Source organism: Mesorhizobium sp. M0243, from assembly GCF_040321775.1.
In the GTDB taxonomy this organism is placed as follows: domain Bacteria; phylum Pseudomonadota; class Alphaproteobacteria; order Rhizobiales; family Rhizobiaceae; genus Mesorhizobium.
In genome coordinates this window covers 350,400-374,945 of record NZ_JAMYSF010000002.1, presented here as the reverse complement: position 1 = coordinate 374,945, position 24,546 = coordinate 350,400, and the positions used below count along the sequence as shown (strand labels likewise).

Below are 24,546 nucleotides of genomic sequence, written 5' to 3'. Positions count from 1 at the left end.
TACCTGCATCCGGAATGCAAGGTTCAAGGTGCCGCGTCAAGCGCCCACGGGCGCCCGTTTTGATATTAAGCGATTTCATCATTGATCTTTGATCAAATCATGTTACGGTCGTCGGCATCGAATGGCAAGGGTTACGTTTTGTGCCCTTGGGAGGCATTCGATCGTTCTGTTTGGGAGGAGTTCACATGGGTATCGGATCGAAAGTCCGGCGGCTCGCGCTGCTGGCCGGCATGGCTGCATGCGCCTTCGGCCTGTCCGCCGCGCAGGCAGCCGAGAAGCACAAGATCTTTCTCAGCATGAGCTACATAGGCAATGATTGGCAAGCGGAGGCGGCCAACATGGTCAAGGCCATGGCCGCCCACAAGAGCCTGGCCGACAAGGTCGACCTGCAGGTCCAGGTCGCCGGCCCCAACGCGCAACGCCAGATTCAGCAGATCAACGCAATGGTGCAAAGCGGCGCCGAGGCCATCGTCGTATATCCGATCTCGCCGACCGCGCTCAACCAGGTCGTCAAGAATGCCTGCGACAAGGGCGTGAAGGTCTTTGCCTACGACGCCGAGATCACCGAGCCTTGTGCCTACAACGTCCACATCGACCAGCTGGAAGCCGGCAGGGTGACCGCCGAATGGCTGGTCAAGAAGCTCAACGGCAAGGGCAACATCATCGCCATCACGGGTGTCCCGGGAACATCCGTCGACGATCAGCGGACAAAAGCCGCCAAGGAAGTCTTCGCCAAATATCCTGATATCAAGATCGTCGGCGAGGCTGTCGGCATGTGGAGCCAGGCGGTCGCCCGCACCGAACTTTCGAAAATCCTGGCCACCCGCAATTGGGACGACATCAACGGGCTGTGGATGCAGGTCGGCTGCTTCACCGCCAACTCGATGCAGCTCGAGGCCGGCAAGAAGACAAGCGAACTCCTGCCTTGCGCCGGCGAAGGTTCCAATGGCGGCCGCATCCAGATGCTGCCGGAGGGCACCGAAGTCGAAGGTGCGGCCGCCCCTTACGCGCCGGCCGGCGCACAACGCATTTCCTACGCCTCGCCGCCTTATTCGGGTGCGCTGGCGCTGAAGCTTGCCGTCGAGGCGATCGAAGGCAAGGACGTGCCGAAGACCACCATCCTGCCGCTGCCGGTCGTCACCAATGAGACGATCAAGCTGTGCGACGAAGGCACATGGGCGGAGATGAAGGCCGGCTGCAACGCCTTCAAGCCGTCGCTGGTCTCCAATCCGGGCTGGTTTGCCTCGATCTTCTCGGACCAGACACCCGAGGTCGGCCTCGCGGCTGCCCTCGTCGGACAACCGGAAGAATAAGCCTCCCAAGGCGATCTTGACGATGCGCGGACATTTTCTGTCCGTGCATCGTCGGTCCATGCCAAGCCCGGCGATCGAGGACAATGACAGAACATTCCGAGCTTCCCGCCATCGAGATCGACGGCATCAGCAAGGCGTTCGGCCCGACCGTCGCGCTGGACGGCGTGTCGTTTCGGATCGCGCCCGGCAGCGTCCATGCCCTGCTCGGTGAAAACGGAGCCGGCAAGTCGACACTTGTGAAGCTGCTGTCCGGGCTGGTCCGGCCGAGCCAAGGCCATGTCCGCGTCTTTGGCAAGGAGATCGCTTACGGCGCACCGCGCGCGGCACATGCGCTCGGCATGCAGACCGCGTTCCAGGAGATGACCCTGGTGCGCGATCTCTCCGTCCTCGACAACATGCTGCTGCCCTATGCTCCCGTCGGCGTCTCCGGCCTGATCCGGCGCAGCGCTGCCCGCAAGGCTGTCCGCCGCCACATCGACGATCTCGGTTTTTCCGTCGATCTCGACGCCGAGGTGAGCGAACTCGAGCTTTCGGTGCGCCAGAAGATCGAGATCGCGCGTGCCGTCTACCGCAAGCCGCGCATCCTGCTGCTCGACGAACCGACCTCGACGCTCGCCGGCCGCGACGTCGACTGGCTGGGCGACATCATCGCCAGGCTGAAGGCGGCGGGCACCACCATCGTCTTCATCACCCACCGCATGCGCGAGGTTCGCGCTTTTTGCGAGACGTTGACGATCCTGAGAAACGGCCGCCACATCGTCACCGCGCCGGTTGCCGATGTCTCTGACGCCGACGTCATCGAAAAGATCATCGGCCGCAGCATCGAGCAGACCTTCCCGCCCAAGCCCGACAGTGCCCAGGCCTTCGGCCCGCCGGTTCTGGGCGTGCGCGACCTGAAGGTCGGGCGCAAGCTCGACGGTGCCGGATTCGACTTGCGCAAAGGCGAGATCCTCGGCGTCGCCGGACTGCAGGGCATGGGCCAGCAGGATCTGTTCCTGGCCTGCTTCGGCATGGCCGAAATCACCCGCGGCGACATCCTCGTCGATGGCCGCAAGGTCTGGCTGGGATCGCCCGCCGATGCCGTGCTCCCCAACATGGCGATCGGCCTGGTGCCGGAAGACCGCAAATCCGAAGGCCTGTTCCTGAAACTGTCGGGAAGCCAGAACGCCACGCTGCCCGTGATATCGCGCTTCACACGGCTAGGCCTTGTCGACGCGCAAGCCGAGACCCGCTCCGTCGAGGCGGCGTTCGCCACTGTCGAAGTCGATGATCGTGCGCTGTGGACGCGGGCCGCCGCATTTTCCGGCGGCAATCAGCAGAAGATCGCCATCGCAAAATGGCTGGTGGCGCAGAGCCGCATCCTGCTTTTGTTCGATCCCACCCGCGGCATCGACGTCGGCACCAAGCACGAGCTCTATGTGATGATGCGAAACTACGTCGCCGCCGGCGGCTCGATCCTGCTGCACTCGACGGAGATCCCCGAACTTGTCCACCAGTGCGACCGGGTCCTGGTCCTCTACGACGGGCGCATCGTAGCCGAGCTCGCAGGCGACGCCATCACCGAGCCGGCCATCATGCGCCCGGCGCTCGGCGATGCCGGGGAAGCCGCCGCATGAGCAGCACGGCAGCCTCATCCCCTGTTTCCGGTGGCTTCGGGCTGCGCCGCGCGCTGATGCGCAATCGCGGCGCTCTGATCGCCGCGGTCGTCCTGGCCATCCTGCTTTTCATCGTCGACTGGATCAGCGCCGGGCCGCTGACCTATTTCGATGTGTCGTTCCTGTCGAGCGGCGGCACAACCTCGGCGCTCGCGGCGATCGGCCAGACCATCGTGATCCTGTCGGGCGGCTTCGACCTGTCCGCCGGCGCGGTGATATCGCTGGTCAATGCCGTGCTGGCATCGAGCATGGACCCAATGGCGCCAGGCGCCAGCATCATCTTGTGGACCGCCGTCGGCATCGGCGTCGGCATGGCCGTGGGCGCCTTCAACGGCTTCTTCATCGCTGTGCTGCGCATGCAGCCCATCGTGGTGACGCTGTCCACCATGTTCATCCTGCAAGGCGTGACGCTGCTGGTGATGGACAAGCCCGGCGGCTTCGTGTCGCCCGATCTCGGTACCTTCTATCTTGGCGACGCGATCGCCGGCTGGCTGCCGATGCCGCTGGTGGTGATCGGCGTCGTCCTGCTCGCCTGGTTCTGGCTGAAGGGAACCCGCTTCGGCACAGCACTTTATGCGGTCGGCAGCGATGCGGAGTCGGCCGCTTCCGTCGGCATCAATGTCGTGCTGGTGCGCTTTGCCGTCTATGTCATCGCCGGCGGCTGCTATGGCCTTGCCGGCGTCTTCATCAGCGCCCAGACCGGCAGCGGCGATCCGCTGGTCGGCAATCCGCTGCTGTTGTCGATGTTCGCGGCGGTCGTCGTCGGCGGCACGCGCCTCGGCGGCGGGCAGGGCGGCCCGGTGGGCTCTGTCTTTGGCGCCTTTATCCTGATGATCGTGGTGAACATCCTGCTGGTGCTCAACGTATCGGCCTATTATGCGACCATCGCCGAAGGCACCATTCTGGTGCTGGCAGCACTTGCCGGCTCCATCTCGCACGCATCGGTGCTTGCCGTGCAGTTGCGCGCCGCGCGTGCCCGGCTCGCCGCCTGGCGCGCCGGCATACTGCCCTCGCAACTCGAGCGCGTGGACCGGCGTCTCAAGACCGCCGAACCAGCCCATGCCCAGCGCAGTCCGGCATCGCCGCGCCCTGCCTTCCATCTGCGCAACGCGGAAACGCTGCGCTATGCGCTGCCCGCCTATGTCTGCCTGCTGCTCATCGTGGTCGTCACGCAGGTCTGGCTCGGCCGCGCCATCCTCAATCCGGGGTACTGGAATTCGCTGCTGGTGCTGTCGTCCTTCCTAGCAGTACTGGCGCTGGGGCAGGGAACCGTCATTCTGACCGGCGGCCTCGACCTCTCCGTGCCGTGGACGATCGGCATCTCCGGCATCATTCTGGCAGGCATGGTCAACGGCTCCGACGCCGCCCTTGTCTACGCGTTGCCGGTCGTCCTGGTGATGGCTTGCGCCATTGGCTTCGCCAATGGTTTCGGCATCGTCTATCTCGGCATCTCGCCGATCGTCATGACGCTTGCCACCAACGGCATTCTGCAAGGCTGTGCGCTGCTCTATTCGCAGGGAACGCCGGCCGGCTTTTCCTCGCCGATGCTGCGCTGGGTCATGACGGCCAAGCTTGCCGGCCTGCTGACCCCAATCGTCCTGCTGATGGTCGTCTTTGTCGTCGCGGCGGTACTGCTGCTTGGCCGCACCCCGTTCGGACGACGCGTCTACGGCATCGGCAATGGGCTGCGCGCGGCGCGCTTGTCGGGCATCGGCGTCGAGCGCACGCTGATCCTGGTCTATATGCTTTCGGCCGTCTGCGCGGCTGTTGTCGGCGTCATGCTGACCGGCTTTTCGGGTCAGGCAAGCCTCGGCATGGGCGACGACTATCTGTTGCCGTCGATCGCCGTGGTGGTGGTCGGCGGCGCGCTGATCACCGGTGGGCGCGGCCACTATCTCGGCATGCTCGGCGGCGTGTTGTTGCTGACCGCGCTGCAGATGCTGCTCGCCGGCACCACGCTTCCCTATGCCACGAGGGCAATTCTTTACGGACTGGTCGTTCTGGGCGCCGTCATGGCGCTGCGCGAACGGCGGCTGCAATGAGAAGGACAGGACGATGAGCACAAGAGCCCCGGCATCTGCGGACGAATTTCTGACTGGGCTGAAAGGCCAGCGCGTGCTGGTGACGGCAGGCGCCGGCGGCATCGGTTTTGCCATAGCCGACACACTGTCACGCCTCGGTGCCCGCATCGTCGTCTGCGACGTTTCCGACGAGGCGCTGGCCGCTGCTCCCGGCAAGATCGATCTGGTCGCCGCTGTGAAGGCGGATGTTTCGCGCGACGATGACGTCGACCGGCTGTTCGAGGCGGTCGAGAAAGAACTCGGCGGGCTCGACGCGCTGATCAACAATGCCGGCATTGCCGGGCCGACCGGCGGTGTCGACGAAATCGACCCGGCCGACTGGCGGCGCTGCATCGACATCTGCCTGACTGGCCAGTTCCTGTGCGCCCGGCGCGCCGTGCCGCTGATCAAGGCGGCGGGCGGCGGCTCGATCGTCTCGATGTCGTCGGCCGCCGGCCGCCATGGCTACGCCTTCCGCACACCCTATTCGGCGGCCAAGTTCGGTGTCATCGGTTTCACGCAGAGTCTCGCCAAGGAGCTCGGGCCGCACGCTATCAGGGTCAACGCCATCCTGCCCGGCATCATCGAGGGGCCCCGCATCGAAGGTGTTATCTCGGCGCGCGCCAAGCAGGTCGGTATCAGCCACGAGGAGATGACCGGACGCTATCTGCAGAACATCTCGCTGCGCCGCATGACCAGCCCCTATGATGTGGCGTCGATGGTCGCCTTCCTGCTCTCCGATGCGGGGATCAACATTTCCGGCCAGTCGCTCGGCGTCGACGGCAACGTCGAAACACTTTGAGGAACAAGCCATGGCTAATGTCGCGATCGTCGGAAGCGGGTTTATCGGGCGGGCCTGGGCAATCAGCTTTGCCCGTGCCGGCCATGACGTGCGGATGTGGGATCAGTCGCCCGCTGCGACCGGCGGCGCCCGCGACTACATTGCCGGCGTGCTCGGTGACCTTGCCGCAAACGACCTGCTGCGCGGTCAGTCCGTCGACACTGTGCTTGGCCGGATCACCATTGTCGCGGAGCTGGCAAAGGCGCTGGCGGGTGCGGTCCATATCCAGGAGAACACGCCTGAAAACCTCGAGGTGAAGCGGGAGGTATTCTCGCTGATCGACACGCTTGCCGATCCGCGGACAGTCATCGCCAGTTCCACCTCGGCGCTGTTGCCGTCGAAATTCACCGACCATCTGCAAGGACGGCATCGCTGTCTGGTCGTGCACCCGATCAATCCGCCCTATCTCATTCCGGCGGCCGAAATCGTGCCGGCGCCATGGACGTCCGCCGAGACGGTCGAGAGAACCTGCGCCTTCCTCATCGACGCCGGTCATGCGCCCCTGGTGATGAAGCGCGAGCTCGACGGCTTCATCATGAACCGCCTGCAAGGCGCATTGCTTGAGGAGGCTTTCCGGCTTGTCGCCGACGGCTACGCCAGCGTCGAGGATGTCGATATCGGTATCCGTGACGGACTGGCGCTGCGCTGGTCGTTCATGGGTCCGTTCGAGACCATCGATCTCAATGCACCTGGCGGCGTGCGCGACTATGTCGAGCGTTATCAGTCGATCTATTCGAACATTTTCCCGCAGATGCTGCGGCGCGTCGACTGGGCGGGCGAGGTGATGAAAACCGTCGAAGCCGACCGCCGCGAGCGCCTGCCACGCGAAAACCTCGGCGAACGGCAGGTATGGCGCGATCGTCGGCTGATGGCGCTGGCGGCACACAAGAAAAAATCGGACCAGGAGTACGGACAATGATCGAAACGAGCCGCAAGCCAAGTGCTGCGCAGACCAGGGGCAAGGTCATCATCACCTGCGCGGTGACGGGCGCCATCCACACGCCGACCATGTCGCCCTATCTGCCGATCACGCCTGACCAGATCGCTTCTGAGGCGATCGCGGCTGCCGAAGCCGGCGCCGCAATCCTGCATCTGCATGCGCGAGATCCGGAAACCGGCAAGCCCGACCAGACGCCGGAGGCCTTCGCTCGCTTCCTGCCGCGCGTCAAGCAAGGCACCAACGCCGCCATCAACATCACCACCGGTGGCAGCCCGTACATGAAGGTCGAGGAGCGCGTGCGCCCGGCCGCCAAGTTCAAACCGGAAGTCGCCTCGCTCAACATGGGCTCGATCAATTTCGGGCTCTATCACCTCGCCGACAAATACGAGACCTTCAAGTTCGACTGGGAAAAGCCGCATCTGGAAGCGACCCGCGACCTCGTCTTTCGCAACTCGTTCAAGGACATCGAGTACATTCTGGCGACCTGCTACGACAACGGCACGCGCTTCGAGTTCGAGTGCTACGACATCGCCCATCTCTACAACCTCTCGCACTTCGCCGACCGCGGGCTGGTGAAGCCGCCTTTCTTCGTGCAGTCGGTGTTCGGGCTGCTTGGCGGCATCGGCACGCACCCGGAAGACGTCGCCCATATGAAGCGCACCGCCGACCGGCTGTTCGGCGACCAGTTCCGCTGGTCGGTCCTCGGCGCCGGCGCCAGCCAGCTGCGCATCGCCGCGCAATCGGCCGCACTTGGCGGCAACATCCGCGTCGGGCTGGAGGACAGTCTCTGGGCGGGCAAGGGCAAGCTTGCCAAATCGAACGCCGAACAGGTCTTGCTGGCACGCAAGATCATCGAGGGGCTCGGCATGGAGGTGGCGACGCCCGACGAGGCGCGCGAAATCCTGTCATTGAAGGGCGGCGACAAGGTCGCTTTCTAAATCGTTGCGTGGCGCCAATTCCGAGGAGGACGGCATGAAGATCGAAGTCGTGGTGGACGTGAAGACCACACTGGGCGAAGGACCGCTGTGGGACGTCGAACAGGAACGACTCTACTGGATCGACAGCTTCGACGGGCGCGTGTTTCGGGCGACCGCCGACGGACGCGAGATCCGGTCATGGGACGTGCCGATGAAGATCGGCTCAATGGCGCTACGCAAGGACGGTAGCGGCGCCGTGGTGTCGCTGCAGCGCGGTTTCCATCTGCTCGATTTCGCCTCCGGCGATGTGACGCTGATCCACGATCCCGAGCCGGACAGGCCAATGAACCGGCTCAACGACGGCAAGGTCGACCGGCGCGGCCGCTTCTTCGCCGGCTCGATGGACACGATGGAAGAGGGGCCGTCCGGCGGTCTCTACAGGCTGGATCCGGATTTCTCCGTCACCCGGATCGATTCCGGCATCATCTGTTCCAACGGTCCATGCTGGAGCCCCGACGACCGCACCTTCTATTTCGCCGACACCTGGACCGGCGAGATATGGGCCTACGACTACGACATCGCCACCGGTGCCGCCACCAACAGGCGTACCTTCGTGCGCGTCGACACCAGCCGGGGCGGTGCGGCGGACGGCTCGACCGTCGATGCCGAGGGCTATCTGTGGAATGCGCTGGTCTATGACGGAAGACTGGTGCGCTATGCGCCCGATGGCAGCATCGATCGCATCATCGACATGCCGGTCAAGAAGATCACCAGCGTCATGTTCGGCGGACCGAAGCTAGATATCCTTTACGTCACCTCGATGGCCAAGCCGCCGTTGCCGCGTTTTCCCGGCGACGGCGTTTTGCGCGGCAGCCTGTTCGCCATCACGGGCCTTGGCGTCAAAGGCGTTGCGGAGCCCCGCTTCGGCAGCTGACGCCAGACAAGCGAAGCGCCCGTAGCATACGCGGATCAGGCCTTCGCGCAGGCATCCCAATGAGCGGTCAACGGATCATTGGCCAAACAGGTCCGGGCGAGCCACGTTGAGCCGTTGCACCGTGCGCAGCACTTCGCGCAGATGCGCCGCCATACGCGCGCCTGCCTGCTTTGCCTCGCCGGTCTCCACGGCCTCGAAGATCGCCACATGCTGAGCGAGCAGCGTTTCGAGGTGACCCGGCTCGGGCAGGCTCAGATAGCGCACACGGTCCATCTGCAGCTTGACCACTTGGATCACCCGCCAGCTCTTGGGCAGGCCGGCCTCTTCGCAAAGGCTACGATGGAAGCCCTCGTCGAGCTCAAGAAACAGCTCGCGGTCGCCCTCGGCCACTGCCTTGGCCTGCTGGGCAAGATTCACCCTGCCTGCCGCGATGAAGGCGCTCGAACCGTGTCCGGCCAGCTTCTGCACGACGGAGACCTCGAGTGCCTCGCGAATGAACTGCGCTTCCTCGACGTCACTTAGCCGGATCGGCGCGACGAAGCTGCCGCGTTGCGGCAGGATGTCGATCAGCCCTTCATCGGCAAGCCGGATCAGCGCCTCGCGCACGGGTGTCCGGCTGACACCGAGCTGCTGGGCTAGGTCCTGTTCGCTGAGCGCTTCCGACGGCAACATCGCCAGCGTCGTGATGGCGCGGCGCAGGCGCTCGTAGATCTGCGGTGAGATCGGCATGCGATTGTTGACCGGCTCCAGCACCCGCGAGGGTTCGCGCTGACCGGCGGTTTTCAGCCTGGCAGCACTGCCTGAAAATCTGGTCGCCCCCGAAAGCTTGGTCCCCATGACGAATCCGTTGCTGTGAATGGCGCTGCACTGCTCCGGTCATGACACCGCGCACGTCCCAACTCAAGCGGCAAGCAGGATTGAAGCTGTGTTGACATACTACCATGGTAGTGTGTATGACGCCAGCAGGCTAGGGGAGAGGAGCCGGCATGAAGATCACGGACATCAAGGCGACCACCATCACCGTTCCGCTGGAAGCAGCATTGCGGCACAGCAACGGTACGCATTGGGGACGCTTTGTCCGCACCGTGGTCGAGGTCGAGACCGACGAAGGCATTGTTGGGCTCGGCGAGATGGGCGGTGGTGGCGCCGGCGCCGAACTCGCTTTCGCCGGCCTGAAATCCTACCTGGTCGGCCATGACCCTTTCGATCTCAACCGGATGCGCTACGCCATCTGCAATCCGACGGCGTCGCTCTACAACAACCGCACGCAGCTGCACGCAGCGCTGGAATTCGCCTGTCTCGACATCATCGGCAAGAAGCTCGGCGTGCCGGTCTACCAATTGCTTGGCGGGCGCGTGCGCGACCGGATCGGCTTCGCCTCCTATCTGTTCTTCCGTTATGCCGACCGCCGCAGCGGCAAGGGCGAAGTCCGCACCATCGATCAATTGCTCGAGCATGCCCGCGCGCTCAAGGCCGAACATGGTTTTCACGCCCACAAGCTCAAGGCCGGCGTGTTTCACCCCGACTATGAGTTGGAATGTTTCAGGGCGCTCGCCGCCGAATTTCCTGCCGATACGCTGCGCTACGATCCGAACGCAGCCCTGTCGGTCGAAGAGGCGCTGCGTTTCGGCCAAGCCATCTCCGATCTCAGGAACGACTATTTCGAGGACCCGACCTGGGGCCTGGCCGGCATGCGCCGCTTGCGCGAGAAGCTCTCCATCCCGCTGGCCACCAACACCATCGTCATCGATTTCGAACAGCTCGCCACCAATGTGCGCGACCCTGCGGTTGACGTGATCCTGCTCGACACCACCTTCTGGGGCGGCATCCGCGCCTGCGTGCGCGCGGCGCAGATCTGCGACACGTTCGGTCTCGGTATTGCGGTGCATTCCTCTGGCGAACTCGGCATCCAGCTCGCCACCATGCTGCATCTTGGCGCAGTGCTGCCCAACCTCGTCTTCACCGCCGACGCGCATTATCACCACCTTGCCGACGACATCATCGTCGGCGGCAAGATGCTCTACGAGAATGGTGCGATCGCGGTGCCGGAGGCACCGGGCCTCGGCGTCGAACTCGATCGTGACAAACTCGCCACCTATGCCGAACTCTATCGCTCGCTGGGCGGCTATGCCTACGACCGCGATCCCGGCCGTCCGGGCTGGTATCCGCTGCTGCCCAACACTAATTTCGCCGACCATTTGAACGATGCCGTGCCTGATCTCGGGCTGGGCTGACATTTTCCGTTCGAAAGGATCGTCGGGAGGACGCTATGACTTTCAACCGGAGGAGAACAACAATGAGCAAGACCACAGCCTTATTCATTGCAGCCATGCTCGGCTGCACCAGCTTTGCAGCGCTGGACGCGCGCGCCTATGAAGGCGTCGCCAAGGGCGACACTTCGGCCAAGAAGATCGCCTTCAGCAATTCCTACGCCGGCAATTCCTTCCGCCAGGTGATGATCAAGAGCTTCGAGGAAATGGGCGCCAAGGCCGTGGCCGACAAGCAGATCGCCGCAACAGCCGTCGTCAGCTCGAACAATTCGGTGACCGAACAGGCGAGCCAGATCGAGAACCTGATCCTGCAGGGCTACGATGCGATCATCGTCCTTGCCGGCTCCGACACCGCACTCAATGGCGCCATCAAGGATGCCTGCAATGCCGGTATCACGGTCGTCGCCTTCGCCAGCGGCGTCACCGAGCCTTGCGCCTATGTCGTCGACTACAACCTCGATTCCTATGCCAAGGCCGAACTGGATTTCATCTCCAGCAAGCTCGGCGACAAGCCGGCCAACATCCTCGAGATCCGCGGTATGGCCGGCGACGGTTTCGACAAGCGCCTGCATGAGGGCGTCGAGAAAGCGATGAAGGCGCACGCCAGCTACAAGGCTGTCGGCGAGGTCTATGGTCAGTGGACGGCCACCGTGGCACAAAAGGAAGTGTCGGGCATCCTGCCGTCGTTGCCTCAGGTCGATGCGGTGCTGACGCAGGGCGGCGACGGCTATGGCGCGGCGCAGGCATTCAAGGCCGCCAGCCGGCCGCTGCCGATCATCATCATGGGCAACCGCCAGGACGAATTGGCGCTGTGGAAGCAGGAGCATGATGCCGGCGGCTACGAAACCTTCTCGCTGGGCGCCACGCCCAGCGTCTCGCAGGTCGCGTTCTGGGTCGCGCAGCAGATCCTGGCCGGCAAGCAGGTGCCGAAATTCGTCGAGGTGCCGCTCCTGCAGATCAATCAGCCTGACCTCGACGCCTGGCTGAAGACGGTTCCCGCAGGCGGCGTGGTCAATGCCGAATACCCGCAGGAGCTGGTGGCCAAGATCATCGACGCCAACGTGAAGAAGGAGCCACTGCCGGGCGTTCCCGCGCCGAAATGAGCAGCATGGCCGAATGATGAACGATCCCACGTCGCCCAAAAGGGACGCAGCAGAGACGGTCAATGCCGACGGCCTCCTCATCGAGGTGCGCGATGTCCGCAAGCACTATGATGCCGTGCATGCCCTGGGCGGCGTGGATTTTCATCTCAAACCCGGCGAGGTCGTTGGCCTTGTCGGTCACAACGGCGCCGGCAAGTCGACGCTGATGAACGTGCTGGCCGGCACCATCGAGCGCAGCAGCGGCAGCTTTCGCCTCGGCGGACGTGAGATCGGTGCCTGGAGTGCGGCCAGTGCCCAGCAGGCCGGTCTGCGCTGTATCTTCCAGGAACTGTCGCTCTGCGCCAATTTGACGTCGGCGGAAAACACCCGCATCGTGCACAGGTCCTTGCGTGGGTTGGGCTGGCGGCGGCGCGCGCGCCAGGTGATTGGTCCGGTGCTGGACGAGATCTTCCCTGGCCACGGCATCGATCTCGACAGGAAGGTCGCCGACCTGCCGATCGGCGAGCGACAGATGGTCGAGATCGCCCGCGCCTTCACGCAGACCAGCATCAAATTGCGCGCCGTCATTCTCGATGAGCCGACCTCGGCGCTCGGCCATGAGGCGACGGAACAACTGCTCGCCCACATTCGTCGTGCCGCAGGGCGTGGCATCGCCTGCATCCTGATCACCCATCGCCTCAACGAGATCCTCGCCGTCTGCGACCGCACCGTCGTCATGGTCGACGGCAAGGTCGTCGCCGAGCGGCCGACCGCCGGCCTGTCACGCGCCGCGCTGGTCGAGTTGATGGGAAGCATCGAACGGCCGCGTGAGCGCACGGCCGGCAAGGTGGCCTCGGTGCAAGCTCCGGTTATCCGGCATGCGGGTCGCGACACCACAGATCTGACCATCGACGTCGGCAAGGGTGAGGTCATCGGCTTCGCCGGGCTCGACGGCCACGGCCAGCGCGAGCGGCTGCGCGCGATGTTTTATGCCTCGCGCCGGCAACGCGAGGCCTTGCCGGGTGCCTATGTCGCCGGCGACCGCGGCTCGGAAGGCGTGTTTTCGCTGTGGTCTATCGCCGACAATCTGACCATCCGCAGCCTGAATGCACTGACGCGGGGCGGCATGATTTCAGGCGCCGCCGCCCGCAAGCTGGCCGAGACCTGGTCGAACAGGCTCAACGTCAAGGCGCCTTCGATCGACACGCCGATCCTGTCGCTGTCCGGCGGCAACCAGCAGAAGGTGCTGTTCGCCCGCGCGCTGTCGTCGGACGCCGAGGTGATCTTCCTCGACGATCCGATGCGCGGCGTCGATGTCGGCACCAAGCAGGAGGTCTACCGGCTGATCCGCGCGGAAGCCGAGAACGGACGCGCCTTCGTCTGGTACACAACCGAACTCGAAGAGCTGACCAATTGCGAGCGCATCTATGTCTTCCGCGAGGGCCGCGCCGTGACCAGGTTGGAAGGCGAGGCCATCGAGACCGGCCGTATCCTGCAGGCGTCGTTCGGAGGCGACCATGTCTGACGCGCCTGCCCGAGTTCCGGCCCGTTCTCCTTCCAATCCGCGCTCGGCCTTGCTCAATGCGATGCAGGTCGGCCTGCCGGCAATCGCGCTGCTGGTCATGCTGGCCATCATCTTCAGCATCCGCCCGGCGGCGATGAGCTATTTCGGCTTCCATCTGCTGTTCAAGCTCTCGGTGCCGCTGGTCTTTGCCGCACTGGCGCAGATGATGGTGATCATGCTGGGCGACATCGACCTGTCGAACGGCGCCTTTGTCGGGCTGATCACCTGCATCACGGCGCTCTATCTCGGGGATGCGCCGGCAATTGCGGCGCTGTGCTACCTGGTCCTGATCGCCGCCTATGCCGGTTTAGGCCTGCTTATTCATGCTCGGCAATTGCCCTCGATCATCGTGACGCTGGGCATGTCCTTCATCTGGCTAGGCATCGCCGTCATCCTGTTGCCGGCACCGGGTGGCTCGGCACCCGCATGGCTTGCCGCCTTCATGAGCTGGCAGCCGCCTTTGATGCCGCTGTCGATCTGGCTGGCGGCACTGGCGGCGCTTGCCGGCCATCTCGTCATCTCACGCTCCTCCTATGGCGTGGTGTTGCGCGGCGCAGGCGGCAATCCGCGCGCCGTCCAGCGCGCCGGCTGGTCCGTTGTCGGCATCCGCGTCGCTGTCTATGCCGCCGCCGGCCTGCTCGCCTGTCTGGCCGGGCTGACGCTGACCGGCCTCACCACATCGGGCGACGCCAATGTCGCGCCGGCCTATACGCTGCTCGGCGTCGGCGCGGTGATCCTCGGCGGTGGCGCTTTCACCGGTGGCGTCGTCTCGCCGGTCGGCACGGTGGTCGGCGCTCTGACGCTGTCGCTCGCGGGCTCGCTTTTGTCTTTCCTGCAGGTGCCGCCGACATGGCAGATTGGTGCCCAGGGCGTTATCCTGTTTCTCGTGCTGGCCGGGCGCGTGCTTTTGTCGGAGCGGGCGCGATGACCCGAAGATTGAGCCTCGCGCCGTGGACCTACGGCTTCATCGTGGCGCTCGCAATGTGGGTGGTGACATCAGCCTATTCCGGTATCGACAGCGCCGGCGCCACGCTCTCGGGGGCGCTCGCCTTCGGTGCCTTCAGCGTTGTGGTGGGAACCGGGCAGATGTTCGTCGTCGCCTCCGGGCCGGGCAATATCGACCTGTCCGTGCCATCCGTGCTGACGCTGGCCGCCTATGTATCGATAACGGTCATGCAAGGGTCCGACGGCATGCTGCTGCCTGGCCTGCTTGCAGCACTTGCCGTCGGCGCCGTCGCGGGTGCCGCTAACTTCCTTGCCATCGTCGCGCTCAGGCTGCCGCCGATCATCGCAACGCTCGCCTGGAGCTTCGTCTTCCAGTCGCTTGCCTTTAATCTCGGCGGCCAGGCGACACTGAAGCCGCCGGCCGGCCTTTCCCGGTTTACCTTGATGAACCTTGGCGGTGTCCAATTCATGCCGATCGCGGTGATGGTGCTGACGCTGGTCGCCATGGTCGTCCTCAAAACGCACGGTCTGGGGCCGGCAATTGCTGGCCACCGGCCAGAGCGAACCGGCGGCGCGGCTCGCCGGCATCAACGTCGCCCGGGTGCGGTTGATTGCCTATATGCTGTGCGGCACGGCGGCAGCGCTCGCCGGCTTCCTGCTTGCCGGCTTCAGCGGCGGGGCAGCACTCAACATGGGTGACGCCTATCTGATGGAATCGATCGCCGTGGTGGTGCTTGGCGGCACCAGCGTCGCCGGTGGACAGGCCAACGCGGTAGGCATATGGGGGGCTGCGCTGTTCTTCAACCTGATGTCCACCATGCTCAACACCTTTGGCATCCAGGCAGGCGTGCGCTTCCTTTTGACCGGCGTGCTGATCATCCTGATCGTCGCTCTCGTGCCGAGGCCTCGCGTCAGATGACACCCGCCACCGATACGCTCGCCGGGCTGTTCGAAACAAAGGCAGTTTCCTTCGTCGACCTGACGCATCCGATGAAGCCCGGCATGCCGGTGTGGCCGACGCACCCGCATTACTGCCAGGAGATGGTGGAATCCTATGACCGCGGCGACGTCGCCTGCAACCATGCGTTGGCTATGAGCGAGCACACCGGCACGCATTTCGACGCGCCGGTCCATTTCATCCGCGGCGGTGCTGCCATCTCGGACATTCCGGTCGAGCGTTTCTTCGGCCGCATGGTGACGATCGATGCGCGGGACTGCGCGCCCCGGCAGGCGGTCGAGCCGGATTCTATCTTCGCTTTCGAGGCCGAACAGGGCTGCGTACGGCAGGGCGACGCCGTGTTCTTCCGTTTCGGCTGGGACCGGTTCTGGGACGATCCGGCCGCGTTTCTCGCCGACTGGCCCGGCCTGTCGCGGCAAGCAAGCGAATTGCTGGTCGAGCGCGGTGCGCGCATCGTCGGTTCGGACTGCCTGTCGATCGATTGTTTCGGCAGCGAGGATTTCCCGGCGCACAATACGTTGCTTTCAGCCGGCATCCTGATCGGCGAGAATTTCGCACGGCTTGGTGACTTGCCGCCTCGGTGCTTCCTGATCAGCTTGCCGCTGGCGATCGAAGGCGGCACCGGATCACCGCTGCGCGCCATCGCGCTGGTCGAGGGCTAAACCGGCTCAAGAGAAATCCAGCTGGACCTTGAGCGTGCGCTGAGGTTCCTTCTCGATCAGGTCGAAGGCGGCGCGCGCCTCCGTCGCCGCGAAGACCTGTGTGATCATGCCTTGCGGATCGAGCCGCTTGTCGGCCAGCCATTCGACGACGCGCGGCAACAGCCGGCGGTTCAGGCGCGAGCCGACGATGGTCAGTTCCTTGCGCACCACTTCCTGCTGGCTGAGGTTGGATGGGGCGTCCGAAAAGCCGAGCAGGCCGATGCGGCCCGCCGGGCTGGCCAGCCGGCAAGCCTCGTCAAGAAGTGCGGGAATGCCGGCGCCGTCAATGACCAGCGTCGGGCCAAGACCGTCATTTTCACCGCGCACCGCGGCCGGCACGGGATCGCGCACGGAGTGAATCACCCTGTCGGCGCCGAAGCGGAGCGCTCGCTCCAGGCGGGCTTCGTCGATATCGGCAACGATGCAGCGTGCGCCCTTGAGCTTGGCGACCTGCAGGACAGTGACGCCGACCGTGCCGGCGCCATAGATCAGCGCCGTGTCCTCGGGTCCGCAACCGGTACGATCAAGCACATTGGCGGCGATGGAAAACGGCTCGGCCAGTGCCGCCAGCCCAAACGGCATATCCCTTGGAACCGGTATGACATTTGCCGCCGGCACCGCCACGAAGGCGCGAAAACCGCCGTCGCGGTGAACGCCCATCACTTCGAGGTTGGCGCAGACATTGGAGCGGCCGACCCGGCAGGGATAGCAGTGGCCGCACGACACCACGGGATCGACCACCACGCGGTCTCCCACCGCTATGCCGGTCACATTGCGTCCGAGCGCTGTTACGGTGCCGGCGAATTCATGGCCGATGATGCGCGGATAGACGGCGAACGGATTGGAGCCGTGCAATATGTGAATGTCGGAGCCGCAGATGCCGGCACGGCTGACATGAACGACGACTTCGCCAGTGCCGGGCTCTGGCATGGCGCCCTGCCGGACTTCCAGCGACTGCGGTGCGCGAACGAGAACTTCAAGCATGGCCTCACCACTTGTATACTAGTCGACAAGTGGCTCAATCTCGCTGTGCCGTCAAGACGCAAGCGCTCATGGCGGCGGTAAGACGGCCTCTTACCTGACACGTTCCTTCACGAAATCGGGACGGGCGTCCGCTGAAACGCAAATGTGCCTGGCGACGGCAGTTCGGACTCCCAATGCGCTGTCCTGCCGATCTCCTCTCGAAGGGGTCGGCAGTCAAAATTTGTTGACTTCCATCAAAGAGGAAATGACTACCGCTTGCCTGCTTGTCGGACCATAAGACAGGCCGTGTGATCGGGCCTCGGCTGGCTTGCCGCACGGAAGGCGACCTTGCCTTTGAACGCGGACGCGCCACCTGGAATAGAGCAGCCGCTTGCATGACGGAATTGGCAATAGAATTGGAACAGCCTCAATTTGCCACCGAGCGCGACCCGAGGCTGAGATTGATCATCCCAATCATCGTCGCCATCGCCTTTCTGATGGAGCAGCTCGATTCCACCATCATCACCACCGCGATCCCCGCCATCGCACGCAGTCTCGACACGACGCCCGTCAGGCTGAACCTGGCGATCACCACCTACATTCTGACGCTGGCCGTATTCATTCCCGTCAGCGGCTGGTTCGCCGACAGGTTCGGTGCGCGAAAAGTGTTCGCGCTGGCGCTTTTCACCTTCACCCTCGGCTCGGCGCTGTGCGGCATGGCCAACAGTTTCGGCATGCTGCTGGCGATGCGCGCCCTGCAGGGGCTGGGCGGCGCCATGATGACGCCGGTCGGGCGGCTGATCCTGCTGCGCAGCTTCCCACGCAGCGGGCTGATCACCGCCATGACCTACACGACCTTGCCCGCCATCATGGGGCCTGTGATCGGGCCGCTGCTCGGCGGCCTGTTGACCACTTATGCCTCATGGCGCTGGATATTCTATGTCAACGTGCCATTCGGTTGCCTCGGCATTCTGGCGGCGCTGCGCTTCGTCGACGATTTCCGCGAGGAAGCGGTGCAACGCTTCGACTTTGCCGGGTTCCTGATGGTCGGATGCGGAGTCGCGCTGCTGCAGTTCGGACTGGAAAGCATCGGTAGGCCAATCATCTCCGTTTCGGCGACAGCGTTGGTGTTGGCCGCGGCGATCCTGCTGCTGCTCGCCTTCGGGCGCTATGCGCGCCGCGTCGTTGCACCGGCAGTCGATCTGACACTGTTTCGATTTCGCTCGTTCTGGGTCGGTACGCTCGCAGGCGGCCTGTGCCGCGTTGGCCTCAATGGCGTGCCTTTCCTGTTGCCGCTGATGCTGCAGGTCGGCTTTGGCATGAGCCCGGTCACCTCGGGCTCGCTGACATTCGTCGGCAGCTTCGGCGCCTTGCTCATTCGGCCGCTGCTGTCGCCGCTGTTGCGGCGCTTCGGTTTCAATGTCGTGCTGATCGGCAGCGCGGTGGTTGGTTCCGCCGCTGTCGGGGGCTTCGCCTTGATCGAAGCCGATACGCCGCACTGGATGATCGGCCTTTACGCCTTTGTCTTCGGGGTCATCCGGTCGGCGCAGTTCATGACCTCCAACACGCTTTCCTACGCCGACCTGCCGGCCGACAAGCTCAGCCGCGCCACCAGTCTCGGCGGCGTCCTGCAGCAACTCAGCGTTTCCCTGGGCGTTTCGATCGCCGCCATGGTGCTGGGCCTTGTCGCAGGAGAAACCCACATCGTGACAGCGGAACGCTTCCACCAGGTGTTCCTGCTGACCGCGGTCATCCCGTTGCTGTCCGTCCCCGGCTTCCTGTACCTGCGTGCCGAGGACGGCGTGCAGGTCAGCGGTCATGTTCGATCGGGTAATTCTCGCAAATGATGCCAGATGCATTCTGCGTTCAAAAAGGATTGCCTCGCCGGATCGGTCGATTATCATGAACGGCGATACCGTATGGCTGAGGGCAGCCCCACAGCGCTCTTGGCGGCGGATAGTGGGAAATGATCGCGCTGGCGAAACGGGAAAACGCGATGGTGTGGGTTAAGAAGCCTTCGGCTGACGAGAAGCTGGCCATGGCTGCCACTTGCGAGCGTTTCATCGCCGAGGTTCTGAAGCCTCGGTTCATCCACGGCCAGCCGAATCGGCTCGACCATCCGCTAGACATTTTCGGCAAGTGGCGAGGAAGCAAATACGGTTTCTCAGCGCGCTACCGTTCGGATGACGGTGAAGAATTCAACGCTCCCTTCGCCCGGCTCGATCATGTGGAGGAGCATCTCGCCGAGACCCGGTTCGACCTCATGTGGCACAGGCACACCGGAGCATGTGGGCGGCTGCATGCGACCGTTACGTTGGACGAAGCCCTGCGTCTCATCTCGGCTGACTCGAGGCTCCAGCCGCCACTATGAACCGCAAGAACAGCCGACCCCGTTTCGATGTCGATGCCCTGCGCGATCTTGTCGGCACCAAGGTGTACTCGCGCGGCGAGGCCTACTGGCGTGACGGGCTGGTGCAACTGCTGACCGTTGGGCCCAAGCGCGTGCTGGCGCAGGTTGCCGGCACGGAGGACTACCGTGTTGAACTGACGGGGCGTGGCGAGTCGGTCGACGGTTCGTGTTCCTGCCGCGCCTTCGGCGACTGGGGCTATTGCAAGCATTTGGTGGCGACGGCGCTGGCGGCAAACGCGATGGGCAGCGACACGGAAGCGCAAAGCATCGATGTGTTCACGCGTATACGCGAACATCTGGAAGGCAAGAACAAGGCGGCGCTTGTCGATATGATCATGGATGTCGTCGAGCGCGATCCTATCCTGTTGCGTAGGCTGGAAATGGCCACGCTGACTACGCAAGACGGCGACGAGGCGGCCATCGAGGCGCGTCTCGGCAAGATGATCGACGGCGCAACCGCCACGAATGGCTTCATAGATTACCGCGAGGCGCCCGACTGGGCCCAAGGTGTGGACGAGGCGCTCGATGTGATCGCCTCGGTCTCGAGCAAGCATGCGGGCATCGTTATACGGCTCGCTATGCGAGCCATCGATCGGATCGAGGCTGCCATCGAGGTCGTGGACGATTCCGATGGCCATTGCGCCCCACTTCTCGACCGGGCATGCGAAATTCACTGCAACGCTGTCTCGGAGGCGCCTTGCGAACCCTTGTCCCTGGCGCGTGACCTGTTCGCGCGCGAGATGAATGGTGGCTACGACACCTTCGGTGGCGCGGCTGAGCGCTATGGCGATATCCTCGGCGAGGAAGGATTGGCCGAATACCGTCGCCTGGCCAACGAAGCCTGGAATGAACTGCCCGCAACCGCCGGCAAGAATCGGATAGGTCACGGACTGTCCGGCGACCATTTCAGGCTGCAGGAAATCCTCGACTTCTTTGCTGACCGCGATGGCGACCTCGAGGCACGCATCGCCCTTCGCGCCAAGCATCTGTCCTCACAGCAAGCCTATCTGCAAGTCGCCAAATTCTGCCTCTCGCACGGTCGCGCCGAAGAGGCTTTGCGCAGGGCCGAGGACGGCCTGTGGGTGTTCGAGGATGATCGACCCGACGAGCGGCTCATTTCCTTTGTAGTCGACCTGCTGACCACGGCCGGTCGCGATGCGGACGCCGAAGCGCATCTGTGGCGCGCATTCGAGAAGGCACCGAGCTTCGGACTGTATCAACGGCTGTGCAAGACGGGCACGGCGACGCGCGATCGAGTAATCGAGCGCCTCCAGTCCAGGCTAGCGCGCGAGAAGCCGTCCGCCTGGCATTATCCGGCCGATCTGCTCATCAGCATCTTGATTGAGGAGAAGCAGTTTGATCTGGCGTGGGCGAACACGCGCGCACATGGCGCTTCCGAAGGACTGAAGGAAAAGCTCGCGCAGGTCAGTGAAGCCACGCATCCGCGCGAGGCACTGAAGATCTATGCGGAACGCGTAAACCAACTGGCCCAGTTTGGCGGTAACGGCGCCTATGCAGAAGCGTCAACCCTGATCGGCCGTATGGCCGGCCTGCGCGGCGCGTCCGAACATGCCGCGTATCTGGCGGATGTGAAAGACCGCTTCGGCCGCAAGCGCAATTTCATGAAACTGTTGGCCTGACATGCGGCGCGCGGCGATTGACGAGCAAAATCGCTACATGCTGGAACGCCAGCAGCAGTTCCGCGCGGCGGCGGATGTCGTCACCGATGCTTGGACGCGTTTTCGAGAGGTGGGGGCGGTGGCCGTTATCGGCTCTGTCGCGAAGCCGCTTTGGAAAGAGGTGCCGCGCTTCAGCGAATTCCGGCGCGCTCGGATCGAGGTCTGGCATGAATGTAGCGATCTCGACCTGGCGCTTTGGCTTGACTCGCAGGCTCGTCTAGGCGAACTGCGTCGCGCCGCCGTTCTTGCCCTGCGTGAGGCGTTTGAGAAGGGAACAGGGATCAGCGTTGCCGATCACCAGCTAGACGTTTTTCTGATCGAACCCGGCAGCGACAGATATCTGGGCCGGCTCTGCAAGTTCAGTCAGTGTCCGAAGGGAAAGCTCGACTGCCTGGTTCCCGGGTGTGGCGAGATCGCCTTCAACAAGTGCGTTGCCGACTTCACGCCGCATGCTGATCTGCTCGCCCCAGCTCAAGGCGCGATGCTCTACAAGCGTGGTGTCGGGCGGATGCGCTCCGCGCTTGACCTGCCGCAGACTGGCTGAAAGCCCGCAGGGCTGGGCGAGCCGCGCCTTCAGTGCTTCAGACGATCGTCTCATATGCGCGAATCGGGACGTTGCCTTGCGGAGGCGGGTGGCGTCTTGCGGAGGAAGTCTGCTTGGCGCGGGCAGTGTGTATACGGGCATACCTATATCCGCATGGGTTTTTCAATTAGGCTCGATGCTGTGTGAAAACGGGGAGCATCGATTGCGAGGATTTGCGGAAAGCGTGATGCAGGGGCCGCGGACCGTGGCCGAACAGGTCGCCAATGTCCTGCGCGAAGCGATTGCCAGTGGAACCATCAGGGCGGGCACGCCGCTGCGCCAGGATGAATTGGCCGAGCAGTTTGGCTTCAGCCGCATGCCAATTCGTGACGCCCTTCGCCAATTGGAAGCCGAAGGTATTGTTTCCATTCATCCCACAAAAGGCGCGCAGGTCGCCCGGATGGACGGCGCCGAGATCAGTGAAATCTACGCGCTACGCGAGCTGCTCGAAAGCGAGGCGCTCCGGCTTTCGGTACCCAGCCTCTCCGGCGCGAAGTTCGACGAGGCCGAACAGGTGCTCGACCAGATCGACGCGGAGCGCAATGTCGGCCGATGGGGTGCGCTGAACCGTGCCTTTCATCTGGCTCTCTACGATGCCTGTGGCAACCATCGATTGCTCGGCCTGATCGAGGCGCACCACAATGCCGCCGATCGCTACGTCCGCATCCTGCTGTCGAACCTGGACTATCGCAGCCGCTCGCAGACGGAGCATCGCGAGCTGCTGGCCGCCTGCCGGCGGCGCGACGGCGACAGGGCCATAAGCATTCTGAGGCAGCATCTTCGCGAAGGAAGCGAGACGCTGGTCCGCGCGATCAGGGAAGATGGCCTGTCGCGAGAATCCTGACGGCGTGGCTCATGGGCATGCGATGGGCTTCAGCCCTGCGCCGGCCTGCGTTCGACGATGTAGATGTGGTCGGCCGCCAGCACCACTTCGCCGCGCTGGTTGATCACCTCGCAGCGTTCGATCACCCGTCCCGCCCCCGGCCTCTTCGGGTCGTCTTCCCTGGCCGTAATTGTCGTGCGCGTCCGGATCGTGTCGCCGATGAACACCGGCTTGATGAAGCGCAGCCGGTCATAGCCATAGGAAAAGGCAACAGGATTGATGACGGTTGCCGTCAGCCCGATGCCGACCGAGAACACCAGCGTGCCGTGCGCGATGCGCTGGCCGAATGGCGTCGTCTTCATGAACTCGGCGTCCATGTGGTGCGGGAAGAAATCGCCGGTGTGGCCGGCATGGACGATGAAGTCGGTCTCGGTGATGGTGCGGCCGCTGGTCAGGCGCGACGCGCCAATCTCATAGTCTTCGAAATACTGAATCCGTTCCATCAGGGTCTTTCCGCAATCGGCGTCGCCGGTGCCGCACTCGACTGATACGCCGCCTCGACCAGCGCCATCGTGCTCCACGCGTCCTCGACCGGGCTGATCAGCGTAGCATCTTCTCCGGTGGCAAAACGCTGGACATTGGCCATGCGGCCGACGAAGGCGTCGGGAAACCACTCGCCGGCCAAGGGCACTGCGATCCAGTCCGTCCCGCCTTTCGGATAGATTTCCAGCACATCCGGCTCACCTGTGGGATAATCGAGGTTGAGACCCAACTTGAGATAGGCTGCTCCCTCGGTGCCGCAGATGCGGAACTCGCAGGCTTGGTGCCGGCGGCCGAACTTGTGGTCGTGGTTGATCGACAGCGCGCAGCGCATGGTGTTGCCATAGTCGAGAATGGCGCTGGTGCGCGTCTGCGCCACGGCATGATTGGGATGGCCGAGCGTCTTAGCGTGCACGCCCTTGTGGTCGCCGAGCAATTGCCTGATCAGGTCGAGATAGTGGATCGAATGCATGGCGATCTCGACGCGCGGCGCCTTGAGCAGGAATTCCCAAAGCTGCCACGGTGTCGCCAGCGCCAGCCAGGCATCGAAGTCGACGATCTCGCCGAGCCAGCCCTTGCCGACGGCATCTTGGAGCGCCAGCATCATCGGCGCGAAGCGCAATTGGAAGTTCACCGCTGCGTGCAGCTTCCGGGCGCGGCAGATCTCGAGGATCGCGGTCGCCTCGGCAAGATTGCTGCCCATCGGCTTCTGGATCAGCGCCACCGCGCCATCAGGCAAGGACTTCAGCACATCGGCATGACGCGACGGCGGGGTGGCAAGGTCGAAGATCGCGCCCTCGACGGCAGCAGCTTCTTCGACCGACCCAAAGGCCGTCACGCCCCATTGGCTGGCCAGCTTTTCGGCCCTGGTATGATCAGGATCATAAAGCCCGGCAACCGGAAAGCCGGCCTTCCGGTAGGCCGGGAAATGCGCGTCGCCGACGATCGATCCGGCGCCGAAGGTGACGATCTGCCGGGGCTTGGAGGGTTTTGGCCAGGATTGAACGAGCAAGGCAGGGTCGAAACCGCCTTCAGTCATGATGGAAGACCTCATCCATCTCGGCCCACCACTCGCCCTCTTTGCGCGTCGCCAGCGGCTCCTGGCACGGCATGCAGACCGCCCACCATTCCTGCGTCTTCGGATCGGCCGCCATCTTCGCCATGTCGGCCTCGTAGTCGCTGCCGTGGTATTCGAAGGTGCTGAACAGCACGTTCTCCGGCCGCTTCAGGTAGATCGAGTAGTTCTTGATGTTGCAGGCGGAGATCATGGCCAGCACGTCGGGCCAGACGGCGGCATGGAGGCGGACATACTCCTCGACCTTTTCCGGCTTCAGCCCCAGAACCATTCCCATCCGCTGCATATCATTC

The 24,546-nt window shown here is 63.8% G+C and carries 24 protein-coding genes; 18 read left to right on the top strand and 6 right to left on the bottom strand.

Annotated elements, in window-relative coordinates:
• Window positions 1-185: 185 nt before the first annotated feature.
• The 7 genes from NKJ11_RS03855 to NKJ11_RS03825 all read left to right on the top strand — a co-directional run bounded on the left by NKJ11_RS03855 (window position 186) and on the right by NKJ11_RS03825 (window position 8,660).
• Window positions 186-1,313 carry a sugar ABC transporter substrate-binding protein gene (locus NKJ11_RS03855; protein ID WP_127273122.1) on the top strand — a complete coding sequence of 376 codons (1,128 nt, stop codon included), beginning with the start codon at window positions 186-188 and terminating at the stop codon, window positions 1,311-1,313.
• A gap of 83 nt (window positions 1,314-1,396) precedes the next feature.
• Window positions 1,397-2,929 (top strand): sugar ABC transporter ATP-binding protein, encoded by a 1,533-nt coding sequence (locus tag NKJ11_RS03850; protein WP_352792719.1) that lies wholly within the window; start codon window positions 1,397-1,399, stop codon window positions 2,927-2,929.
• Entirely contained in the window at window positions 2,926-5,010 is a 2,085-nt protein-coding gene (locus NKJ11_RS03845) for an ABC transporter permease (RefSeq protein ID WP_352792717.1), read from the top strand. Before NKJ11_RS03850 ends, NKJ11_RS03845 begins: the two co-directional genes overlap by 4 nt.
• 13 nt (window positions 5,011-5,023) lie before the next feature.
• Window positions 5,024-5,830: an SDR family oxidoreductase gene (locus tag NKJ11_RS03840; RefSeq protein ID WP_023808888.1), complete on the top strand. Its 807-nt coding sequence runs from the start codon at window positions 5,024-5,026 to the stop codon at window positions 5,828-5,830.
• A gap of 10 nt (window positions 5,831-5,840) precedes the next feature.
• Window positions 5,841-6,788 (top strand): 3-hydroxyacyl-CoA dehydrogenase, encoded by a 948-nt coding sequence (locus tag NKJ11_RS03835; protein WP_023808887.1) that lies wholly within the window; start codon window positions 5,841-5,843, stop codon window positions 6,786-6,788.
• A complete protein-coding gene (gene kce, locus NKJ11_RS03830; protein ID WP_023808886.1) occupies window positions 6,785-7,747 on the top strand; it encodes a 3,5-dioxohexanoate:acetyl-CoA acetone transferase in 963 nt (320 codons plus the stop codon). The genes NKJ11_RS03835 and kce overlap by 4 nt, the downstream gene beginning before the upstream one ends.
• Window positions 7,748-7,781: 34 nt before the next feature.
• A complete protein-coding gene (locus NKJ11_RS03825; protein WP_023808885.1) occupies window positions 7,782-8,660 on the top strand; it encodes an SMP-30/gluconolactonase/LRE family protein in 879 nt (292 codons plus the stop codon).
• A 75-nt stretch (window positions 8,661-8,735) separates the two neighbouring features.
• Here NKJ11_RS03825 and NKJ11_RS03820 read toward each other — a convergent pair whose 3' ends face one another.
• Entirely contained in the window at window positions 8,736-9,497 is a 762-nt protein-coding gene (locus tag NKJ11_RS03820; protein WP_128302340.1) for a GntR family transcriptional regulator, read from the bottom strand.
• 149 nt (window positions 9,498-9,646) lie between these two features.
• Between NKJ11_RS03820 and NKJ11_RS03815 the strand changes: the two genes are divergently transcribed.
• From NKJ11_RS03815 to NKJ11_RS03800, 4 genes are all read left to right on the top strand, one after another.
• Window positions 9,647-10,894 carry an enolase C-terminal domain-like protein gene (locus NKJ11_RS03815; RefSeq protein WP_023808883.1) on the top strand — a complete coding sequence of 416 codons (1,248 nt, stop codon included), beginning with the start codon at window positions 9,647-9,649 and terminating at the stop codon, window positions 10,892-10,894.
• Between the two features lie 62 nt (window positions 10,895-10,956).
• Window positions 10,957-12,033 carry an ABC transporter substrate-binding protein gene (locus tag NKJ11_RS03810; protein WP_023808882.1) on the top strand — a complete coding sequence of 359 codons (1,077 nt, stop codon included), beginning with the start codon at window positions 10,957-10,959 and terminating at the stop codon, window positions 12,031-12,033.
• Between the two features lie 13 nt (window positions 12,034-12,046).
• Entirely contained in the window at window positions 12,047-13,537 is a 1,491-nt protein-coding gene (locus NKJ11_RS03805; protein WP_023808881.1) for a sugar ABC transporter ATP-binding protein, read from the top strand.
• Window positions 13,538-13,598: 61 nt separating this feature from the next.
• Window positions 13,599-14,504, top strand: coding sequence for an ABC transporter permease (locus NKJ11_RS03800; RefSeq protein ID WP_031212319.1), 906 nt, complete (start codon window positions 13,599-13,601; stop codon window positions 14,502-14,504).
• Between the two features lie 68 nt (window positions 14,505-14,572).
• Here NKJ11_RS03800 and NKJ11_RS03795 read toward each other — a convergent pair whose 3' ends face one another.
• Window positions 14,573-15,046: a hypothetical protein gene (locus tag NKJ11_RS03795; RefSeq protein WP_352792716.1), complete on the bottom strand. Its 474-nt coding sequence runs from the start codon at window positions 15,044-15,046 to the stop codon at window positions 14,573-14,575.
• A 16-nt stretch (window positions 15,047-15,062) separates the two neighbouring features.
• On the opposite strand from NKJ11_RS03795, the gene NKJ11_RS03790 reads away from it, so the two are divergent.
• On the top strand, window positions 15,063-15,440 hold the full coding sequence (locus NKJ11_RS03790; protein ID WP_352792715.1) for an ABC transporter permease: 378 nt from the start codon (window positions 15,063-15,065) through the stop codon (window positions 15,438-15,440).
• Window positions 15,437-16,141 carry a cyclase family protein gene (locus NKJ11_RS03785; protein ID WP_023808878.1) on the top strand — a complete coding sequence of 235 codons (705 nt, stop codon included), beginning with the start codon at window positions 15,437-15,439 and terminating at the stop codon, window positions 16,139-16,141. Before NKJ11_RS03790 ends, NKJ11_RS03785 begins: the two co-directional genes overlap by 4 nt.
• A gap of 6 nt (window positions 16,142-16,147) precedes the next feature.
• Here the strand turns inward: NKJ11_RS03785 and NKJ11_RS03780 are convergent, their stop codons facing one another.
• Window positions 16,148-17,164, bottom strand: coding sequence for a Zn-dependent oxidoreductase (locus NKJ11_RS03780; protein WP_128302346.1), 1,017 nt, complete (start codon window positions 17,162-17,164; stop codon window positions 16,148-16,150).
• A gap of 395 nt (window positions 17,165-17,559) precedes the next feature.
• Here NKJ11_RS03780 and NKJ11_RS03775 point away from each other — a divergent pair, with 395 nt between their 5' ends.
• The 5 genes from NKJ11_RS03775 to NKJ11_RS03755 all read left to right on the top strand — a co-directional run bounded on the left by NKJ11_RS03775 (window position 17,560) and on the right by NKJ11_RS03755 (window position 22,659).
• Window positions 17,560-18,990, top strand: coding sequence for a DHA2 family efflux MFS transporter permease subunit (locus NKJ11_RS03775; protein WP_245486006.1), 1,431 nt, complete (start codon window positions 17,560-17,562; stop codon window positions 18,988-18,990).
• A 119-nt stretch (window positions 18,991-19,109) separates the two neighbouring features.
• Entirely contained in the window at window positions 19,110-19,514 is a 405-nt protein-coding gene (locus NKJ11_RS03770; RefSeq protein ID WP_245273055.1) for a DUF3024 domain-containing protein, read from the top strand.
• Window positions 19,511-21,193 carry an SWIM zinc finger family protein gene (locus NKJ11_RS03765; RefSeq protein ID WP_023808874.1) on the top strand — a complete coding sequence of 561 codons (1,683 nt, stop codon included), beginning with the start codon at window positions 19,511-19,513 and terminating at the stop codon, window positions 21,191-21,193. The genes NKJ11_RS03770 and NKJ11_RS03765 overlap by 4 nt, the downstream gene beginning before the upstream one ends.
• Before the next feature lies 1 nt (window position 21,194).
• Complete coding sequence (locus NKJ11_RS03760; RefSeq protein ID WP_128302348.1) at window positions 21,195-21,776, top strand: hypothetical protein; 582 nt, start codon at window positions 21,195-21,197, stop codon at window positions 21,774-21,776.
• A 244-nt stretch (window positions 21,777-22,020) separates the two neighbouring features.
• On the top strand, window positions 22,021-22,659 hold the full coding sequence (locus tag NKJ11_RS03755; RefSeq protein WP_502895155.1) for a GntR family transcriptional regulator: 639 nt from the start codon (window positions 22,021-22,023) through the stop codon (window positions 22,657-22,659).
• Between the two features lie 29 nt (window positions 22,660-22,688).
• Here NKJ11_RS03755 and NKJ11_RS03750 read toward each other — a convergent pair whose 3' ends face one another.
• The 3 genes from NKJ11_RS03750 to NKJ11_RS03740 are packed head-to-tail and all read right to left on the bottom strand — an operon-like array spanning window position 22,689 to window position 24,539.
• Window positions 22,689-23,141, bottom strand: a complete 453-nt coding sequence (locus tag NKJ11_RS03750) for a MaoC/PaaZ C-terminal domain-containing protein (RefSeq protein ID WP_128302349.1) — start codon at window positions 23,139-23,141, stop codon at window positions 22,689-22,691.
• Complete coding sequence (locus NKJ11_RS03745) at window positions 23,141-24,217, bottom strand: Gfo/Idh/MocA family protein (RefSeq protein WP_352792714.1); 1,077 nt, start codon at window positions 24,215-24,217, stop codon at window positions 23,141-23,143. The genes NKJ11_RS03750 and NKJ11_RS03745 overlap by 1 nt, the downstream gene beginning before the upstream one ends.
• On the bottom strand, window positions 24,210-24,539 hold the full coding sequence (locus NKJ11_RS03740; protein ID WP_023808869.1) for an L-rhamnose mutarotase: 330 nt from the start codon (window positions 24,537-24,539) through the stop codon (window positions 24,210-24,212). The genes NKJ11_RS03745 and NKJ11_RS03740 overlap by 8 nt, the downstream gene beginning before the upstream one ends.
• Between the last annotated feature and the right edge of the window lie 7 nt (window positions 24,540-24,546).

Excerpts from the sequence above, each read along its gene's own strand:
- NKJ11_RS03855 (WP_127273122.1), top strand. The coding sequence starts at position 186 with ATGGGTATCGGATCGAAAGTCCGGCGGCTCGCGCTGCTGGCCGGCATG.
- NKJ11_RS03850 (WP_352792719.1), top strand. The coding sequence starts at position 1,397 with ATGACAGAACATTCCGAGCTTCCCGCCATCGAGATCGACGGCATCAGC.
- NKJ11_RS03845 (WP_352792717.1), top strand. The coding sequence starts at position 2,926 with ATGAGCAGCACGGCAGCCTCATCCCCTGTTTCCGGTGGCTTCGGGCTG.
- NKJ11_RS03840 (WP_023808888.1), top strand. The coding sequence starts at position 5,024 with ATGAGCACAAGAGCCCCGGCATCTGCGGACGAATTTCTGACTGGGCTG.
- NKJ11_RS03835 (WP_023808887.1), top strand. The coding sequence starts at position 5,841 with ATGGCTAATGTCGCGATCGTCGGAAGCGGGTTTATCGGGCGGGCCTGG.
- kce (WP_023808886.1), top strand. The coding sequence starts at position 6,785 with ATGATCGAAACGAGCCGCAAGCCAAGTGCTGCGCAGACCAGGGGCAAG.
- NKJ11_RS03825 (WP_023808885.1), top strand. The coding sequence starts at position 7,782 with ATGAAGATCGAAGTCGTGGTGGACGTGAAGACCACACTGGGCGAAGGA.
- NKJ11_RS03820 (WP_128302340.1), bottom strand. The coding sequence starts at position 9,497 with ATGGGGACCAAGCTTTCGGGGGCGACCAGATTTTCAGGCAGTGCTGCC.
- NKJ11_RS03815 (WP_023808883.1), top strand. The coding sequence starts at position 9,647 with ATGAAGATCACGGACATCAAGGCGACCACCATCACCGTTCCGCTGGAA.
- NKJ11_RS03810 (WP_023808882.1), top strand. The coding sequence starts at position 10,957 with ATGAGCAAGACCACAGCCTTATTCATTGCAGCCATGCTCGGCTGCACC.
- NKJ11_RS03805 (WP_023808881.1), top strand. The coding sequence starts at position 12,047 with ATGATGAACGATCCCACGTCGCCCAAAAGGGACGCAGCAGAGACGGTC.
- NKJ11_RS03800 (WP_031212319.1), top strand. The coding sequence starts at position 13,599 with ATGCAGGTCGGCCTGCCGGCAATCGCGCTGCTGGTCATGCTGGCCATC.
- NKJ11_RS03785 (WP_023808878.1), top strand. The coding sequence starts at position 15,437 with ATGACACCCGCCACCGATACGCTCGCCGGGCTGTTCGAAACAAAGGCA.
- NKJ11_RS03780 (WP_128302346.1), bottom strand. The coding sequence starts at position 17,164 with ATGCTTGAAGTTCTCGTTCGCGCACCGCAGTCGCTGGAAGTCCGGCAG.
- NKJ11_RS03770 (WP_245273055.1), top strand. The coding sequence starts at position 19,110 with ATGATCGCGCTGGCGAAACGGGAAAACGCGATGGTGTGGGTTAAGAAG.
- NKJ11_RS03765 (WP_023808874.1), top strand. The coding sequence starts at position 19,511 with ATGAACCGCAAGAACAGCCGACCCCGTTTCGATGTCGATGCCCTGCGC.
- NKJ11_RS03760 (WP_128302348.1), top strand. The coding sequence starts at position 21,195 with ATGCGGCGCGCGGCGATTGACGAGCAAAATCGCTACATGCTGGAACGC.
- NKJ11_RS03750 (WP_128302349.1), bottom strand. The coding sequence starts at position 23,141 with ATGGAACGGATTCAGTATTTCGAAGACTATGAGATTGGCGCGTCGCGC.
- NKJ11_RS03745 (WP_352792714.1), bottom strand. The coding sequence starts at position 24,217 with ATGACTGAAGGCGGTTTCGACCCTGCCTTGCTCGTTCAATCCTGGCCA.
- NKJ11_RS03740 (WP_023808869.1), bottom strand. The coding sequence starts at position 24,539 with ATGCAGCGGATGGGAATGGTTCTGGGGCTGAAGCCGGAAAAGGTCGAG.